Origin of the sequence: Parabacteroides sp. HGS0025, assembly GCF_000969845.1 — a bacterium.
GTDB lineage: Bacteria > Bacteroidota > Bacteroidia > Bacteroidales > Tannerellaceae > Parabacteroides > Parabacteroides gordonii.
The window spans coordinates 59,747-75,803 of record NZ_KQ033907.1 but is presented as its reverse complement, the minus strand read 5'-3'; the positions used below and the strand labels follow the sequence as shown (position 1 = coordinate 75,803).

Sequence of the window (16,057 nt, the reverse complement as noted above, 5' to 3'; positions counted from 1 at the left end):
GCTCCGACCGCTTGTAGGCAGACGGGTTCAGGGTCTATTTCACTCCTCTGTTCGAGGTTCTTTTCACCTTTCCCTCACGGTACTGGTTCGCTATCGGTCTCTCGGGAGTATTTAGCCTTACGGGATGGGCCCCGCAGTTTCACACAGGATTTCTCGTGCCCCGCGCTACTCAGGATACCACTAGGCTTCGTTAGTAAGTCGTATACGGGATTTTCACCCTCTATGATCACTTTTTCCAAAGTGTTCTACTTTACTAATTTCTTGCCACAGCGTGGTCCTACAACCCCAATACTGCCTAAACAGTATTGGTTTGGGCTCTTCCGCGTTCGCTCGCCACTACTTGCGGAATCATTTTTATTTTCTTCTCCTATGGGTACTTAGATGTTTCAGTTCCCCACGTTCGCCCCTCTTACGAGGTGACTGGCCTTCAACCAGCCGGGTTGCCCCATTCGGAAATCTGAGGATCAAAGATTATTTGCATCTCCCCCCAGCTTATCGCAGCTTATCACGTCCTTCATCGCCTCCGAGAGCCAAGGCATCCACCGTCTGCCCTTGCTTACTTTCTTTTTTCCGGTCACATTGCTGTGAACTTGGATTGATATATCTTCAGCTTGCTCTTGTTACTTTATTTTACGTTGTCCATCATGTCAAAGATCTTCTGTATTACTTCGTTTCTTATGTGTCTGTAATTTTGTGTGGAGAATAACGGATTCGAACCGTTGACCCTCTGCGTGCAAGGCAGATGCTCTAGCCAGCTGAGCTAATCCCCCAGAGTCTTCTCTTTACCAGAGATTCTGTAGTCCCAGGCAGAGTTGAACTGCCGACCTCTACATTATCAGTGTAGCGCTCTAACCAACTGAGCTATAGGACTGGCTTATCTTAATCTCCTGAAACTGCCGGATTTCCTTCAGCTTCATCTTTCTCTACTGGGTATCCAGTTTATAAGATCATATATAAATACATATTCAACCGTAGTACAAGTTAACTAATACCTTTTAGCCAACTTGATAACGAACTCTTCGCTCCAGAAAGGAGGTGTTCCAGCCGCACCTTCCGGTACGGCTACCTTGTTACGACTTAGCCCCAGTCATCGGTTTTACCCTAGGCCGATCCTTGCGGTTACGGACTTTAGGTACCCCCAACTCCCATGGCTTGACGGGCGGTGTGTACAAGGCCCGGGAACGTATTCACCGCGCCATGGCTGATGCGCGATTACTAGCGAATCCAGCTTCACGAAGTCGGGTTGCAGACTTCGATCCGAACTGAGATGGGGTTTGGAGATTAGCATCCCGTCGCCAGGTAGCTGCCCTTTGTCCCCACCATTGTAACACGTGTGTCGCCCCGGATGTAAGGGCCGTGCTGATTTGACGTCATCCCCACCTTCCTCACAGCTTACGCTGGCAGTCTCTTTAGAGTCCTCAGCACGACCTGTTAGTAACTAAAGATAAGGGTTGCGCTCGTTATGGCACTTAAGCCGACACCTCACGGCACGAGCTGACGACAACCATGCAGCACCTCGCAAATGGCTATTGCTAGAGATCCTCTTTCAAGGACTGTCCAAATGCGTTCAAACCCGGGTAAGGTTCCTCGCGTATCATCGAATTAAACCACATGTTCCTCCGCTTGTGCGGGCCCCCGTCAATTCCTTTGAGTTTCACCGTTGCCGGCGTACTCCCCAGGTGGATTACTTAACGCTTTCGCTGTAGAGCTTACTGTGTATCGCAAACTCCTAGTAATCATCGTTTACTGCGTGGACTACCAGGGTATCTAATCCTGTTTGATCCCCACGCTTTCGTGCTTCAGTGTCAGTTATAGTTTAGTAAGCTGCCTTCGCAATTGGAGTTCTGCGTGATATCTATGCATTTCACCGCTACACCACGCATTCCGCCTACCTCAAATATACTCAAGTTAACCAGTTTCAACGGCAATTTTATGGTTGAGCCACAAACTTTCACCGCTGACTTAATAAACCACCTACGCACCCTTTAAACCCAATAAATCCGGATAACGCTCGGATCCTCCGTATTACCGCGGCTGCTGGCACGGAGTTAGCCGATCCTTATTCATAAGGTACATACAAAACAGGACACGTCCCGCACTTTATTCCCTTATAAAAGAAGTTTACGAACCATAGATCCTTCATCCTTCACGCGACTTGGCTGGTTCAGGCTCTCGCCCATTGACCAATATTCCTCACTGCTGCCTCCCGTAGGAGTCTGGTCCGTGTCTCAGTACCAGTGTGGGGGACCTTCCTCTCAGAACCCCTATCCATCGCAGACTTGGTAAGCCGTTACCTTACCAACTATCTAATGGAACGCATGCCCATCTATCAGCAATTAATCTTTAACAAATATTCCCATGCGGGACCCCTGTTTTATGCGGTATTAGTCCGACTTTCGCCGGGTTATCCCCCTCTGATAGGTAGGTTGCATACGCGTTACTCACCCGTGCGCCGGTCGCCAGCAGAGTATTGCTACCCCCTGATGCCCCTCGACTTGCATGTGTTAAGCCTGTCGCTAGCGTTCATCCTGAGCCAGGATCAAACTCTTCGTTGTATAAATTGTTTTGTCTTGCTCAGAATCCGTTATTTATTTTCAAGTTTTGACGGTATTAATTATAATACTTGTACTACTTGTTGATATGTAAATCTTTCAAAGAACTTTCGCTTTCTTTTCGATTGCGGCTGCAAAGGTAAGGACTTTTTTTTAACTACCAAATTTTTCAGAAGAAAATTTGAAAAGTTTTTTTTCAGTCGCTGTGGCGGTTGGATTGTTGCTTAGCATCGCTAACCTCATCCCCTTTCCTCAGGTTACCTCTTTCATCATGTATCATGCGCCGTTCTCTCTCGAATGCGGGTGCAAAAGTAGAAGAATTACTATTACACTCCAAACTTTTCACCAATTATTTTTTATTTATTTTTTCACGGCAGGCACTGTATTATAATGTACGCATAAAAGAGAAGAAAAAAAGCATAGGACTTTATCTTTCTATCTCTATGAATAAAGTTTACCACCGATAAAAATTATATTTTCATCTCATATATTTAATCGTTTGATATCTGTTCTTTAATTATTCGACATATGTCAAACGAATAAAGAACAGATATCAAATGAATAGAAAACAATTATCGAATGATTAAACATATAAGACAAAATTTTTACATAACAAGGTTGAATTGAATAATAACTTTCTATACTAAAATTACGACAAGAGTACCCAACTGATTTATTACAGTATATAATAACAAAAACCACACAAAAGTGTTATTTAATAGAGAGATGCCTTTATAGCCCAAATTAATCAACGCAAAAGAATGGTTAGTATCAAGATGTTAACTATATTTGCTGTCTGATAAAAACTTACAAAACATAGATATGAAACAATTTTTTAAAATGATGTTTGCCTCAGCACTAGGCGTATTTATTGCTGCAGGCCTGATTTCCATCGCATTTGTCTTTACTTTAATCGGTATTGCCAGTAGTATGAGCAGTACTCCCGATTACAGTCCGAAAAGTAATACTGTCTATAAATTAACACTCGACGGGAGTTTATCAGACAACACAGAGGAAAATCCTCTTGCCATGCTGATGGGGGAAACAGATAAAGCTCTTTCTTTAAAAGATATACTTTCAACCATTCAGACGGCCAAAGAGAACAAAAGCATCAATGGTATATATATAGAAGCAAAATCACTCAGTGCCGGTTCTGCCAGCCTTGAAGCGATCCGCAGAGCGCTGACTGATTTTAAAGAAAGCGGTAAATTCGTTGTCGCTTATTCTGATAACTACAGCCAGGGATGTTACTACCTCTGTTCTGTTGCCGACAAAGTATTTCTTAACCCCCAAGGAACATTAGGATTAGTCGGAATGGCCTCACAAACCATGTTCTATAAGGAATTGCTTAAGAAAATAGGTGTTGACATGATGATCTTTAAAGTCGGAACATACAAAGGAGCCGTAGAGCCCTTTATGTTGGATAAATTAAGTGATGCAAACCGTGAACAGATCCAGTCATACATGAGTACGATTTGGGACAATGTTACCAGTGGTATTGCAGAATCAAGACGCATCCCCGTAGAAGACATCAATAACTTTGCTAACCAGGGGTATGCCTTCGCTTCCGCTGAAAAAACGGTTGAATGCGGATTGATCGACGAATTGAAATATCGCCCGGAAGCAGAAGAATATGTTAAAGAGCTGGCCGGACAAAGCGACAAACGCCTGCAAACAGCCGATATAACTAAAATTAAAAGTATCAAAACAGTCAATCGTGACAAGGCAGATCGTATAGCAATCCTGTACGCTGAAGGCGAGATCAAACCGGAAGTTTCTTCTTCTCCTTATAATGTAGAGCAGGCAATCACTGAAAAAGTGGCCTCCGAACTGATAAAACTGAAAAATGATGACAATGTTAAGGCCGTCGTTTTCCGTGTAAATTCACCGGGAGGAAGTGCCTTCGTTTCCGAACAGATCTGGCGCCAGGTCGTTGAACTGAAAAAAGTAAAGCCTATCGTCGTATCGATGGGTGATGTTGCAGCCTCAGGTGGCTACTATATATCATGCGCTGCCAACAAAATCGTAGCCGAACCGAATACATTAACCGGGTCAATCGGTATTTTCGGTATATTTCCTAATGTGACCGGCTTATTTGATAAACTATCATTAACAACCGACATTGTCAAGACCAATACATACGCCGACCTGGGAGACATGAGTCGCCCGATGCGCGAAGATGAAAAAGTTCTTATTCAATCTTTTGTCGAAAGAGGATATGATACTTTCCTTACCCGTTGTGCCGATGGCCGCGATATGAGTAAGGAAGCAATCAATGAAATCGGACAGGGACGTGTTTGGACTGGTGAACAAGCTAAAGAACGTGGCTTGGTAGACGAGTTAGGCGGTATTAACAAAGCTATCGAAACAGCAGCATCTTTAGCCAACCTGAGCGATTACAGCCTGACTTATGTCTCAGGAACAAAAGATTTCTGGAAAGAATTCATCGAAAAACAGCTGGGTGAAGTAAAAGTATCCATCGTTAAAAGTGTTTTGGGTGATGAATACGAATATTTCAAAACTCTGAACAATGTTAAATCAACAACCGGCGTCCAGGCGCGACTTCCTTATGATGTTAAACCCCTGTAATCCGAGATGCCGACAGAAAACAATATAAAAATACACACGCTGCTCTCCCCTGTCTCTTTCTTATACGGATTGGGAGTCAGATTCCGGAATCAACTGTTTGATTGGGGGGCATTTCCAAAAGAGTCATACCCGATACCTGTCATTTGTATCGGGAATCTGGCTGTCGGGGGAACAGGAAAAACCCCTCATACCGAATATATCATCCGACTGCTAAAGGGCAATCATAGGATTGCCGTACTCAGCCGGGGATATAAACGGAAAACATCCGGCTTTATCCTGGCGGACAAGCAAAGCACAAGTTCTGATATTGGTGATGAGCCTTATCAGATGAAACGTAAGTTTCCCGATATACTTGTTGCAGTAGATGCCAATCGCCGCCGGGGGATCCGCAACCTGCTGGCACTTTCTGAAGAGCAGCGTCCGGAAGTAATCCTGCTCGACGATGCCTATCAACACCGTTATGTCAGCCCTTCACTATCGATCGTACTGACAGACTATCATCGCCTGTTCTACAACGATAAACTGCTGCCTGCAGGCTTGCTACGCGAACCAGCCAGTGGAATACGTCGTGCAGACATGGTTATCGTAACCAAATGTGAGGAAGACATGAAGCCGATCGAGTACCGCATCATTGAAGAGAATATGAAACTTCTGGCGCATCAATCCATTCACTTCACCCATATCGCTTATGGTGAGATTGAGCCGGTATTTGCTTCACAAGCAAAGCCTCTCATGCGGCAAGAGATACGGAAAGAGGATGAGCTTCTGGTATTATCAGGCATCGCGTCTCCCGGGAGCTTTATTAAAGAAACTGAAAAACTATCTGATAAAGTGACTCCCCTCGTCTTCCCGGATCATCACGATTTTGGAAAAGCTGATATAAAACGGATAAAAAGTACATTCGATCAGATGAAGCCATCCGGAAAGTGTATACTGACAACAGAAAAAGATGCAGCCCGGTTATTAGATAATCCGCATATCCCTGAAGAATGGAAAACATGTATGTATTATCTACCGATCACCATCGAGTTCTGCCTGGAGAAAAGTTTCGACGATGAGATTAAAAAACATATTACAACCTTTCATAGAGATAACATTTTACGTTAAATAAAATGAGCAAAAGAACAGAAATAGCAACATTAGGCGAGTTTGGTTTAATCCGCCACCTGACAGAGAAAATAGAGTTAAAGAACGAAAGCACCATAAAAGGTGTCGGCGATGATGCCGCAGTGCTTGACTATAAAGAGAAGCAAGTCCTGGTTACGACCGACCTTCTGCTGGAAGGAGTTCATTTCGACCTGACATACGTTCCTCTGAAACATCTGGGGTACAAATCGGCAGTAGTCAATTTCTCCGATATTTATGCGATGAACGGCAAACCGAAACAGATCACCGTTTCAATCGGTATCTCCAAACGTTTCTCTGTAGAAGACCTGGAAGAATTCTATTCGGGATTGCAACTCGCATGCGACATTTACGGTGTCGATATCGTAGGTGGTGATACATCTTCTTCATTAACCGGCATGTGCATCAGCATTACTTGCATTGGCGAAGGGGAAAAAGGAAAAGTGGTAACCCGCAGTGGTGCCAAAGAAACCGACCTGATATGCGTATCAGGTGATTTAGGAGCAGCCTACATGGGTCTGCAGTTACTGGAACGTGAGAAGAGCGTATTCAAAGGAGAAAAGGATTTCACTCCTGATTTCTCAGGGAAAGAATATTTATTGGAACGCCAACTAAAACCGGAAGCACGCAAAGATATTGTTGAAGCTTTGGAAAAAGCAGGTATCGTCCCTACCGCCATGATGGATGTTTCCGACGGTCTTTCTTCCGAGTTATTACATATATCGAAAGAAAGCAATGTTGGTTGTCACATTTACGAAGACCGTATCCCTATCGATTATCAAACAGCTGCCATGGCCGAGCAATTCAATATGAACCTGGTAACAGCAGCCTTGAATGGTGGTGAAGATTATGAACTATTGTTCACCGTTCCTTTGACAGAGCACGATAAAGTATCTGATATGAAAGGTGTTAAAGTGATAGGCCATATTACAAAACCGGAACTTGGCAGCTATCTGATAGGCCGTGATGGTGGAGAAGTTGAATTGAAAGCTCAGGGATGGAATTCACTTAGTGAATAAATTTAGACAAAATTTTCACCAAACTATTGCATATTAAAAAAAAGTCCGTATCTTTGCACCCGTTAAACAAAACAACGGTGCCATAGCTCAGTTGGTAGAGCAAAGGACTGAAAATCCTTGTGTCCCCGGTTCGATTCCTGGTGGCACCACAGAAAATCAAGCAGTTACTTTAAAAGTAACTGCTTTTTTGTTTAACTCAATCTGCTCCCACTATAAATTGAAAACTTTCAAGCATAGATATTTATAAAATCGTTACTATCTCAGCTTTCTCTTTTCGGGTAGAGAAATGCTCTGGCTGCTTCTCGATATACCCCAGTGATATAATAGCTACCGGATATTTTTCAGATGGCAACTGAAAATTGGATCTGAATAAATCCAAATCGAAATTACATACCCAACAACTGCCTAATCCCATCTCTGTAGCAGCAAGGCAAATATGTTCTGTAGCGATAGCAGCATCAATATCAGCATGATTTTTATTATCTGATTTCCGTACCCATGCTTCAGATTCATCTACACATACAGCTATATAGAGAGGCGCTTTTGCAAACCAGTCTCTATTATAGCATTGACGCACCTTCTGTTTCTGTTCTTCACTTATTACAACCAAGAAATGCCACGGTTGATAATTTACTGCAGAAGGTGCTAATCGGGCACACTCAATGATATAGTCAATCTTATCCTGCTCGACCTTATCTGATTTATAATTTCTTGCTGAAAAGCGTTTCTTGGTAAGCTCTAAAAAATCCATATCTTCTTTGTTTTAATATTCGAAGTAACGATATACTCTCTTTTGTTATATCGGTAAAATTACATTTTTCAATCTATATCTGTCTACATAATAGAGATAAATTTATTGGGGTTCTATCCCGGAGCCGATTTCTGCCAGTAAGCCATCCAGATCACCTTTTGTCATATATGGCAAACACCGGCGTATTTTGTCAATAGGCCAATCCCACCATTTCAGCATTGATAATCGCTCTATCACATCTGCTTCAAAACGTTTCCGAATTTCTTTGGCCGGAGTTCCACCAACGATAGTATAAGGTGGAACATCTTTTGCCACAACAGCACGTGCAGCAATAACCGCTCCGTCTCCTATATGGACTCCCGCCATAATCACAGCTTCATAGCCAATCCAAACATCATTACCTATGACAATATCTCCTTTATTATCCCATGCAGCAGTAACATTTGATTTTTCCAAATCCCACTCTTCATAGAACAAAGGGAAAGTATAAGTCGATAAAGACTTCAACGTATGGTTAGCACAATTAAACAGAAACTTCACACCACAAGCGATAGAACAGAACTTGCCTATAATCAGCCTCTCCCGGTGGATAGGATAATGATAAAGCACATTGTTCTTTTCAAATAACAATGGATCAGTCACAAAATCATTGTAAATAGTATAGTCGCCAATCTCTATTTGAGGATCTTTCACTACGGCGTTCAGATACACCGTTTGCTTGTCTCCTGTACGTGGATATATTTTTGTCATCATAATATCTTTTTAAAAGGATAGCAAACCGTACATACTACATCAGAGTAGTCTGCTATCACGAAAATTGATAAAAAAGGATATAAAATCTCTGTGGCAAATAAATCGTTATTTGTCAGATAGCTGAATAGCTTTATTCGCAGGACTATTCAGAGGAGAGTAGCTATATACAGAGTTTCATAAGAGGTGAATACTTTCGTTAGTTGATACTATGCAAAAGTATAGAAAATAGGATTATCAATCCAGTAATTCATGAATTTCTTGAATGTGGAGATGCAAATGATCCAAATAACCTTCTATCATTTCTTTCAGTGTCACTTTTGTCCCTTCAAAATCGCACCAGTAACTATCCAGCTTCGTTATATCCACTGATTTAATCACCTGAACAATATGTAAATTATAAAACTTCCACAACTGTATCAAATTTACCCAATCCGCATTTTGATAATCTTGTAGAGCTATCCATAAGTCATTATCCTGCCGATAATCCGGAAAGAAAAGCAAGTCTTTACTATATTGTAAGCGAACCATTCGTTGATGATTGTTTGAAGCCGAATCAATCAAATGACCGAGTATTTGTTTGATTGTACGATTCTGTTTGTTTCGTCTCTGCGTAATGACTTCTACAGACAAACCATTTAATAAACTCTCTTCCGCTTCAATAACTTTTACAATGCCATCAGTTATATGAATAAAATTATTTCCGTGCATAACATATAGTTTTAAATACTTCCACAAAAATAAATTCTTTACGAATCTTCTACTTGTAAAAAACTGACTTTGTTTGATAACGGCTATACCAATCAACGATATTTAATAATATTCAGCCTGCAATCTTCAGAAAAGAACGTAGAATAGGGAGAGCGGGAAGAAAGATATTGAGTTGGCGTACAGCCAGAGAACTCTCTAAAATCTTTTACTAAATGAGATGGATCATAAAAGCCACAAATGTACGATAAATCAACGATCTCCATTTCGGGATTATTCTGCAATACATATAAGATCCGTTGGAAACGGACAACTCTGTAATATTCTTTGGGATTCATTCCTACATAATTTGTAAACACTCTTTTAAACTGTCTATATCCCAAACACGCATTTCCCGCCAAAGTATCCACATCTATTTGTGGATGCCGAATAATTTGCCTGATTGATTTTTCTATCCTTTTATAATTATGGTCAGCATCAATCAAGCGCTTCATGCAAAAGAGCTCGATCAACCGAATGCAGGTTTGAGCATTTCTTTCACTTATAATAGAGTCTCTAAGGTGATTGAATTCTACATCCTCTATGTCTTCCACATCTATGTAACGGTTATACAGATCGTTCATAGAGCATCGTAAAAAAGGATTCATACCTAACGGATGAAATATAATAGCAATCATATCGATACTACCCTCTGAAACCAAGCTTCCATAGCATGAGAACTGCCCCCGAATAAAATTCTTAGGTTGTAGTAGACCTTTTGATTGGATATGTAAGTTATTACCTCGATGGAAAACAAGATGCACACATCCCGATGGAATCGTTTGAATAACCATTGGTTCTGTTTCATCAGTCTTTAGTACCCAATAGTATTTAATATATTGGGAAAGTAATGGCGAGGGATATAAGATTTTACTTTCTCTCATACTTATACTCATCTGATTTGTGACAAAGATATTCAATAAATCACTAATATTGTAGAGTATTCTTTTGAAGAAACAAATCAATATCAGATAGTAATAATAAACCTTTTAATTAAAAAGTTATGGCGACAGTGTTAAAATCAAACGAGAGAGAATTTAAAGAAAATCCCAACAAGATTGACAATTTCAGAGTTTTCTCAGATATCTCCAGGATCAAAAAAGGAATAAACCCTCAAAATCTGAATTTTGATCTGCGGCAACTAAATCCTGGCCAATATTGCGCAGCTTATCATTTCCACCGATATGCAGAAGAGCTATTTATGATCATTAGCGGTTCGGCAACACTAAGAACACCCAAAGGATTGGAAATAGTCAATAGCGGAGACTTGATATTCTTTGAGAAAGGGGAAACAGGAGCACACCAATTGTATAATCACACGGAAGCTCCTTGCATATACCTGGATATAAGAACTTTCATCGGATATGATGTCTGCGAATATCCGGACTCAAACAAAATATTTCTTGTTCCGTCATATGAGATATTCAATAAAGACACTCAAGTCAACTATTTTGATGGGGAAGAAAATATCCAGGAGAAATGGAAGCAACTAAAGGATAAAAAAGAATAACACCATTAATTAAAGTCTATCACATCTCTCCCATCAGAGCATATATTAAAGGTATCATATCGCCCAAGTGCAAAATGATACCTGCTCTTATCTATACATCAGTTATCAGGGAATCCACTCCAGGCTATTTTTCAAAGGATTACCAATACGGTATTGCATAAGCTCCTCATAGTTTTGCACCCCTCCGGTAAAGACAGCATGATAGATTTCTATACCTGGGATATTTACATTATCCGGCATATCATACTTGATTTGAAGAATCGTTCTCTTGATTTCGGGAGTCAGACAATGAATAATAGCCTCCGTTACCTTCTCCACCACACCGTCATACTTTGAGCCGCTTCGAAGATGGATCATATCAAACTTCCATCGGTTACTCCCTTCATCTTCATACAAAGCATGCCATTCAATACATTCCTCCTCCGTATCGATCAGGTTCTTATATTGAATCTCCTTCAAAGAAAGTTTCTCCGCCAGTTCGCTCATCACAGAAAAGCTATCGGCTATAACCAGCTTATCTGTATAAATATGCATGTCAATATCTTTATTTTTCATCATCAGGCCAGTCTTGAGTGAACCTACAATATTAACCCTGGCTCCAATACCTTCCCAAACCGGAATAATACGGGTATTCTTCAATATATTCCAGGCAAGTTGCTGATTATGTTCTGAGAGTGCTATGATATCCATTTTGATTGATTTTTGGATTACGAAAATACAAAAACAAGCAGAAATATGGCTATAAATAGCTATTTATTACGTCAGAATACCCAAGTAACTTTGCCGACTTAACAATAAGTATTGCATGATGGTATTTAATCAAACGGAAAAACAGGAAAAAGAGTATTTGCATCAAGTGGTTAGTATTCTAAAAGATTCGATCAATAATACCGATACATCAGTCAGGGAACATGTCGAAACATTACAAGAGTACAAAAGCTATATATGGTCAAACAAAGATATCGACCCGCACGAGATCCGCTCCATGCGTGAAAGTATCCTCAATCATTTTGCACTGGGCGAAAAGGTCATAGATAAACGCAAACGGTTAAGTAAGATACTGGATATCCCTTATTTCGGGCGAATAGATTTTTCAGAGACAAAAGAAGAAAAGAATAGTCCCTTACCTATATATATAGGAATACATACTTTCTATGATATCAATACCAAAATGAATCTGATTTACGATTGGAGAGCTCCTATTTCAGGAATGTTCTACGATCATGAATTAGGAGCAGCTTCCTATATCTCTCCGGCCGGAGAGATAAAAGGGGAGATTTTCCTGAAACGGCAATACCGCATCAGGAATGGTAAAATGGAATATATGATAGAAAGTTCCCTGACCGTCCATGATGATATCCTGCAAAAGGAACTCAGTGCCAATGCCGACGAAAAGATGAAAAACATCGTTGCCACCATTCAGCACGAACAAAACCGGATTATCCGTAACGAAGATGCACATGTACTTATCATACAAGGTGTTGCCGGATCGGGTAAAACTTCAATAGCCTTGCATCGTATCGCCTATCTGCTTTACGCCTTTAAAGGTAGCATTTCATCAAAAGACATACTGATCATATCTCCTAACAAGGTTTTCGCAGATTATATATCGAACGTGCTTCCTGAACTGGGAGAAGAAACCGTCCCGGAAACCAGTATGGAACAAATACTATCAGGCATATTGGATAACAAGTACAATTATCAGAATTTCTTCGGACAGGTAACCGAATTACTAGGCAAGCCAACCCCGGAATTCATCGAGAGGATACAATATAAGTCTTCTCTTGATTTCATTTCACAGCTCGATAAGTTCGTCCTATATATCGAGAATAATTATTTCAAAGCATCGGATGTACATTTGAATAAGCATATCATCATTCCCGCCGAATTTATCGATGAACAGTTCAGACGATTCAACCGTTACCCCATGCGCCAGCGTTTCGAGACAATGACCGATTACATACTCGAAATGATGAAAGTCCAATATGGGTTTACCGCAACAACAGCCGAACGCAACACATTGAAAAAGGAAATAAAAAAGATGTTTGCCGGGAATAACGATATGCAAGTTTATAAAGACTTCTTCGATTGGATCGGAAAACCGGAGTTATTGAAGCTACGCAAAAACCGTATGCTTGAATACACTGACCTGGCACCATTGGCATATTTACATCTCTCTCTGGAAGGGAACACCCTTCAATCTCCGGTAAAGCATCTTCTGATCGATGAGATGCAGGATTATTCTCCCATACAATATAAAGTGATCTCAAAGCTCTACCCTTGTCGAAAAACAGTATTAGGAGATGCTAGTCAGTCTGTCAATCCTTACGGATCATCCACAGCCGGGATGATCTCGAAAACATTCGTTACAGGAGAAGTGATGAAACTTTGTAAAAGCTATCGCTCTACTTATGAAATCACGGATTTCGCCCAGCGAATCCGTTCAAACGATGAACTGGAACCGGTGGAACGACATGGGGAGAAACCGGAAATATACAGGTTTACCAATCCTGAAAAAGAGGTTGCCGGGATTGCCGATTTAATTTCGACTTTCAAAAAGTCCGGCTATAAATCGCTGGGGATCGTTTGTAAAACAGAACTACAGGCAAAAGAGACAGACCTGCAACTGAAAAAATATACGGACGATGTTTATTTCTTATCAAACCAAAGTACAGCATTTGTAAAAGGTATTATCATAACCTCAGCCCACATGGCCAAAGGGTTAGAGTTTGATGAAGTAATCATACCTCAAACCGATAATAAAAACTATCATTCAGAAATCGACAGAAGCATGCTTTACGTGGCGACAACAAGAGCAATGCATAAGTTAACACTAACTTATAGTGGAAGAAAAAGCGAACTATTGCATAATAACACATGATATTTATCTCTTCCCAATTTCCTCCCTCGGAAGCTGAAGCTTCTTAAGGAGGAAACCGGCATTATTCAACACTAAAATCTTCAGACTTAAATCCGCTATAGAACCTTCCCGAAAAAGCTGTGAACCTCAGCACACAATAATCCGGATCAGTAACCCCTTCTTTATAATACATTGTATCTCCGGGCATCCATATCATTTCTTTACTGGCAGGATCAGTCAGAACTTCGATAGTACCTTTCAGCATTACACCTTTGAAAAATCGCCTGTCACAAAAGTAAACACAAGCACGGTTATTCTCCTTGAACTGTGCAACCCGCATCGAAGAGGTGTTAGTGCTAAAATAAAACGTACGGATACCTTCCCGGTTACGGGGTTGCAGCATAGCTTTAATATTCGGAAACCCTTCCTGGTCGATCGAGCCGAGGAAAGCTACAGTTTGTTTATCGACAATATTTCCTATTGTCTTCGCTGAATCTCTCATAATTGAATTATTATATATTTACACCGGCGAAGATAAGGAAAAGCCTGGCCGGGGACAGAATAAAAAGAATGGGAGAAATATCACTTTTTACGGTTTATGAGCTTTCCGGTATGCCAAAGGGGTTTGTCCGGTATGCATCCGGAAAAAACGAATAAAATAAGATACAGTTTCATAGGTTAGTATTGCAGCGATCTCAGAAACGGGTAAGTCGGTATAGGTCAACAATCGTTTGGCCTCTCCTATTATTTTATTACAAATATACTGTTTGGCACTTATCTGCATGGATAATGTCACAAGCTCATTCAGATAATTCGGAGTGAGACATAACTTATCCGCATAATAAGCCACGGCATGTTGTTCTTTAAAAGACGTATCCACCCAGTGGACAAAATTATCGATATGGAGACTTCGCCCTTCTTTGGGAGATGCAAATGGTATACCGTCCTCCGTATAGACTCTGTCGAGAAGCATCAGTATTTCATATAGTTGTGCTCTAAGTATATGATCTCCATGTCGTCCATAGAGACTGATTTCTTCCTTTATATTGTGTATCTGCTGCAGAAATCGTATGAAAAGGAAGTCTGCCGGATGTAACCTGGATGCAGTCTTTCCGGAATCAAAAAAAGAAAGGTGCCGGACAAACTGATCATCCTTAAAGAATGAGGATAAAAATTCTTCTTCAAAAATAAGTGCATATCCATTGGTTATACCATCCTTATCCCAAGTACGTATTTCACCGGGTTTTGAAAAGATCACATCACCGGGGCAGGCTTTATAGACTTGATTATCGATAGAAAAACTTCCGGTGCCTTCAGTTATAAATGTGATATCATAATAAGTCAATGTATGCACCGGGGTCTTTTCCAAATACTTTTTGATACTTTTCAAGTCAACGACATCGACTAGCAGCTCGCTGCCATACTTGTTTTTATAGAAAGTATATCGAGGTATCGCTCTTTTCATTTATAACTTGCCCGTGTCGGAACCCTGAAAGTTTCCTTTTCTGTCAGATAGCCGTTTGAATCCTTGAGACGGATGGAGAAGGCAGCCTCTCCACTTTTCAATTTTGGCCCGGCATAAACGGTTATAGTATAACTTACACGCCCGTTCGGACGGATCTCACGGATTATGGCCGGATTCGATAATTTCAGATATTTAGTTCCACTTTCAGCCTTTACGACAGGTTCAATACTATAAACTGTTTTCTGACCATCATTACGTATAATGAAGGAGATACGACAGGTCTCTCCGGCATCGATCATCTGATTGCCGTTACGGTCTTCCAGGTATATATCTTCAATCACAACGTAAGAACTTTGATAAATCCTTCCCTCATTCCTTTGGGTATAACCGTTATTACGCTGGTTTTGAGAAGATGCCGCCGCAGCACCAACAACTGTTCCTCCGACGGAACCGACAAAAGAGCCGATCGCTTCACCCCGATATCCACCAATAGAGTGTCCGATTACTGCACCGGTAACCGTACCGGCCAACATCCCGACCTGCGAACCAACGATCGTTCGTGATGCCGGATCCATCGTTGCACACCCTGTTCCAATCACAGGTATCATCAGAAACAGGAGCCAATTCTTTATTCTCATAATCATAACCAGTTTACTTATCCGCTAAATTACAAACATTTAGCGAATAAG

The 16,057-nt window shown here is 40.9% G+C and carries 14 protein-coding genes, 3 tRNA genes and 2 rRNA genes; 6 read left to right on the top strand and 13 right to left on the bottom strand.

Going from position 1 to position 16,057, the window contains the following annotated elements:
• The 5 genes from HMPREF1212_RS25655 to HMPREF1212_RS27075 all read right to left on the bottom strand — a co-directional run.
• Positions 1-566, bottom strand: a 23S ribosomal RNA gene (locus HMPREF1212_RS25655); the annotation flags it as partial.
• Positions 567-696: 130 nt separating this feature from the next.
• Positions 697-770, bottom strand: a tRNA-Ala gene (locus tag HMPREF1212_RS25650).
• A 27-nt stretch (positions 771-797) separates the two neighbouring features.
• A tRNA-Ile gene (locus HMPREF1212_RS25645) sits at positions 798-871 on the bottom strand.
• A gap of 157 nt (positions 872-1,028) precedes the next feature.
• Positions 1,029-2,555 (bottom strand): 16S ribosomal RNA (locus HMPREF1212_RS25640).
• Positions 2,556-2,748: 193 nt separating this feature from the next.
• Entirely contained in the window at positions 2,749-2,898 is a 150-nt protein-coding gene (locus HMPREF1212_RS27075; protein WP_157317155.1) for a hypothetical protein, read from the bottom strand.
• A 476-nt stretch (positions 2,899-3,374) separates the two neighbouring features.
• On the opposite strand from HMPREF1212_RS27075, the gene sppA reads away from it, so the two are divergent.
• The 4 genes from sppA to HMPREF1212_RS25620 all read left to right on the top strand — a co-directional run bounded on the left by sppA (position 3,375) and on the right by HMPREF1212_RS25620 (position 7,434).
• Complete coding sequence (gene sppA, locus HMPREF1212_RS25635) at positions 3,375-5,141, top strand: signal peptide peptidase SppA (RefSeq protein WP_028727085.1); 1,767 nt, start codon at positions 3,375-3,377, stop codon at positions 5,139-5,141.
• A 6-nt stretch (positions 5,142-5,147) separates the two neighbouring features.
• Entirely contained in the window at positions 5,148-6,248 is a 1,101-nt protein-coding gene (gene lpxK / locus HMPREF1212_RS25630) for a tetraacyldisaccharide 4'-kinase (RefSeq protein ID WP_046151673.1), read from the top strand.
• Between the two features lie 5 nt (positions 6,249-6,253).
• Complete coding sequence (gene thiL / locus HMPREF1212_RS25625) at positions 6,254-7,285, top strand: thiamine-phosphate kinase (protein WP_046151672.1); 1,032 nt, start codon at positions 6,254-6,256, stop codon at positions 7,283-7,285.
• 76 nt (positions 7,286-7,361) lie between these two features.
• Positions 7,362-7,434: transfer RNA gene (locus tag HMPREF1212_RS25620), tRNA-Phe, on the top strand.
• A 92-nt stretch (positions 7,435-7,526) separates the two neighbouring features.
• On the opposite strand, the gene HMPREF1212_RS25615 is transcribed toward HMPREF1212_RS25620, so the two are convergent.
• The 4 genes from HMPREF1212_RS25615 to HMPREF1212_RS25600 all read right to left on the bottom strand — a co-directional run bounded on the left by HMPREF1212_RS25615 (position 7,527) and on the right by HMPREF1212_RS25600 (position 10,417).
• Positions 7,527-8,036: a nitroreductase family protein gene (locus tag HMPREF1212_RS25615; protein WP_046151671.1), complete on the bottom strand. Its 510-nt coding sequence runs from the start codon at positions 8,034-8,036 to the stop codon at positions 7,527-7,529.
• A gap of 102 nt (positions 8,037-8,138) precedes the next feature.
• Positions 8,139-8,789, bottom strand: a complete 651-nt coding sequence (locus tag HMPREF1212_RS25610; protein WP_028727052.1) for a CatB-related O-acetyltransferase — start codon at positions 8,787-8,789, stop codon at positions 8,139-8,141.
• A 234-nt stretch (positions 8,790-9,023) separates the two neighbouring features.
• Positions 9,024-9,497: a DinB family protein gene (locus tag HMPREF1212_RS25605; RefSeq protein WP_046151679.1), complete on the bottom strand. Its 474-nt coding sequence runs from the start codon at positions 9,495-9,497 to the stop codon at positions 9,024-9,026.
• A 92-nt stretch (positions 9,498-9,589) separates the two neighbouring features.
• Positions 9,590-10,417, bottom strand: a complete 828-nt coding sequence (locus HMPREF1212_RS25600; protein ID WP_046151678.1) for a helix-turn-helix domain-containing protein — start codon at positions 10,415-10,417, stop codon at positions 9,590-9,592.
• A gap of 119 nt (positions 10,418-10,536) precedes the next feature.
• Between HMPREF1212_RS25600 and HMPREF1212_RS25595 the strand changes: the two genes are divergently transcribed.
• On the top strand, positions 10,537-11,043 hold the full coding sequence (locus HMPREF1212_RS25595; RefSeq protein ID WP_046151670.1) for a cupin domain-containing protein: 507 nt from the start codon (positions 10,537-10,539) through the stop codon (positions 11,041-11,043).
• A 105-nt stretch (positions 11,044-11,148) separates the two neighbouring features.
• Here HMPREF1212_RS25595 and HMPREF1212_RS25590 read toward each other — a convergent pair whose 3' ends face one another.
• Positions 11,149-11,733, bottom strand: a complete 585-nt coding sequence (locus HMPREF1212_RS25590; protein ID WP_046151669.1) for a hypothetical protein — start codon at positions 11,731-11,733, stop codon at positions 11,149-11,151.
• A gap of 118 nt (positions 11,734-11,851) precedes the next feature.
• Here HMPREF1212_RS25590 and HMPREF1212_RS25585 point away from each other — a divergent pair, with 118 nt between their 5' ends.
• The gene (locus HMPREF1212_RS25585) at positions 11,852-13,924 is read left to right on the top strand and encodes a HelD family protein (protein ID WP_046151677.1); all 2,073 of its coding nucleotides are present in this window, start codon (positions 11,852-11,854) and stop codon (positions 13,922-13,924) included.
• Positions 13,925-13,985: 61 nt separating this feature from the next.
• Here the strand turns inward: HMPREF1212_RS25585 and HMPREF1212_RS25580 are convergent, their stop codons facing one another.
• From HMPREF1212_RS25580 to HMPREF1212_RS25570, 3 genes are all read right to left on the bottom strand, one after another.
• Entirely contained in the window at positions 13,986-14,405 is a 420-nt protein-coding gene (locus HMPREF1212_RS25580) for a pyridoxamine 5'-phosphate oxidase family protein (protein WP_028727045.1), read from the bottom strand.
• A gap of 87 nt (positions 14,406-14,492) precedes the next feature.
• The gene (locus tag HMPREF1212_RS25575) at positions 14,493-15,368 is read right to left on the bottom strand and encodes a helix-turn-helix domain-containing protein (RefSeq protein ID WP_046151668.1); all 876 of its coding nucleotides are present in this window, start codon (positions 15,366-15,368) and stop codon (positions 14,493-14,495) included.
• The gene (locus tag HMPREF1212_RS25570) at positions 15,365-16,006 is read right to left on the bottom strand and encodes a COG1361 family protein (RefSeq protein WP_028727043.1); all 642 of its coding nucleotides are present in this window, start codon (positions 16,004-16,006) and stop codon (positions 15,365-15,367) included. Before HMPREF1212_RS25570 ends, HMPREF1212_RS25575 begins: the two co-directional genes overlap by 4 nt.
• Between the last annotated feature and the right edge of the window lie 51 nt (positions 16,007-16,057).

Coding starts and splice junctions, on each gene's coding strand:
- sppA (WP_028727085.1), top strand. CDS start 3,375: ATGAAACAATTTTTTAAAATGATGTTTGCCTCAGCACTAGGCGTATTT.
- lpxK (WP_046151673.1), top strand. CDS start 5,148: ATGCCGACAGAAAACAATATAAAAATACACACGCTGCTCTCCCCTGTC.
- thiL (WP_046151672.1), top strand. CDS start 6,254: ATGAGCAAAAGAACAGAAATAGCAACATTAGGCGAGTTTGGTTTAATC.
- HMPREF1212_RS25615 (WP_046151671.1), bottom strand. CDS start 8,036: ATGGATTTTTTAGAGCTTACCAAGAAACGCTTTTCAGCAAGAAATTAT.
- HMPREF1212_RS25610 (WP_028727052.1), bottom strand. CDS start 8,789: ATGATGACAAAAATATATCCACGTACAGGAGACAAGCAAACGGTGTAT.
- HMPREF1212_RS25605 (WP_046151679.1), bottom strand. CDS start 9,497: ATGCACGGAAATAATTTTATTCATATAACTGATGGCATTGTAAAAGTT.
- HMPREF1212_RS25600 (WP_046151678.1), bottom strand. CDS start 10,417: ATGAGAGAAAGTAAAATCTTATATCCCTCGCCATTACTTTCCCAATAT.
- HMPREF1212_RS25595 (WP_046151670.1), top strand. CDS start 10,537: ATGGCGACAGTGTTAAAATCAAACGAGAGAGAATTTAAAGAAAATCCC.
- HMPREF1212_RS25590 (WP_046151669.1), bottom strand. CDS start 11,733: ATGGATATCATAGCACTCTCAGAACATAATCAGCAACTTGCCTGGAAT.
- HMPREF1212_RS25585 (WP_046151677.1), top strand. CDS start 11,852: ATGGTATTTAATCAAACGGAAAAACAGGAAAAAGAGTATTTGCATCAA.
- HMPREF1212_RS25580 (WP_028727045.1), bottom strand. CDS start 14,405: ATGAGAGATTCAGCGAAGACAATAGGAAATATTGTCGATAAACAAACT.
- HMPREF1212_RS25575 (WP_046151668.1), bottom strand. CDS start 15,368: ATGAAAAGAGCGATACCTCGATATACTTTCTATAAAAACAAGTATGGC.
- HMPREF1212_RS25570 (WP_028727043.1), bottom strand. CDS start 16,006: ATGAGAATAAAGAATTGGCTCCTGTTTCTGATGATACCTGTGATTGGA.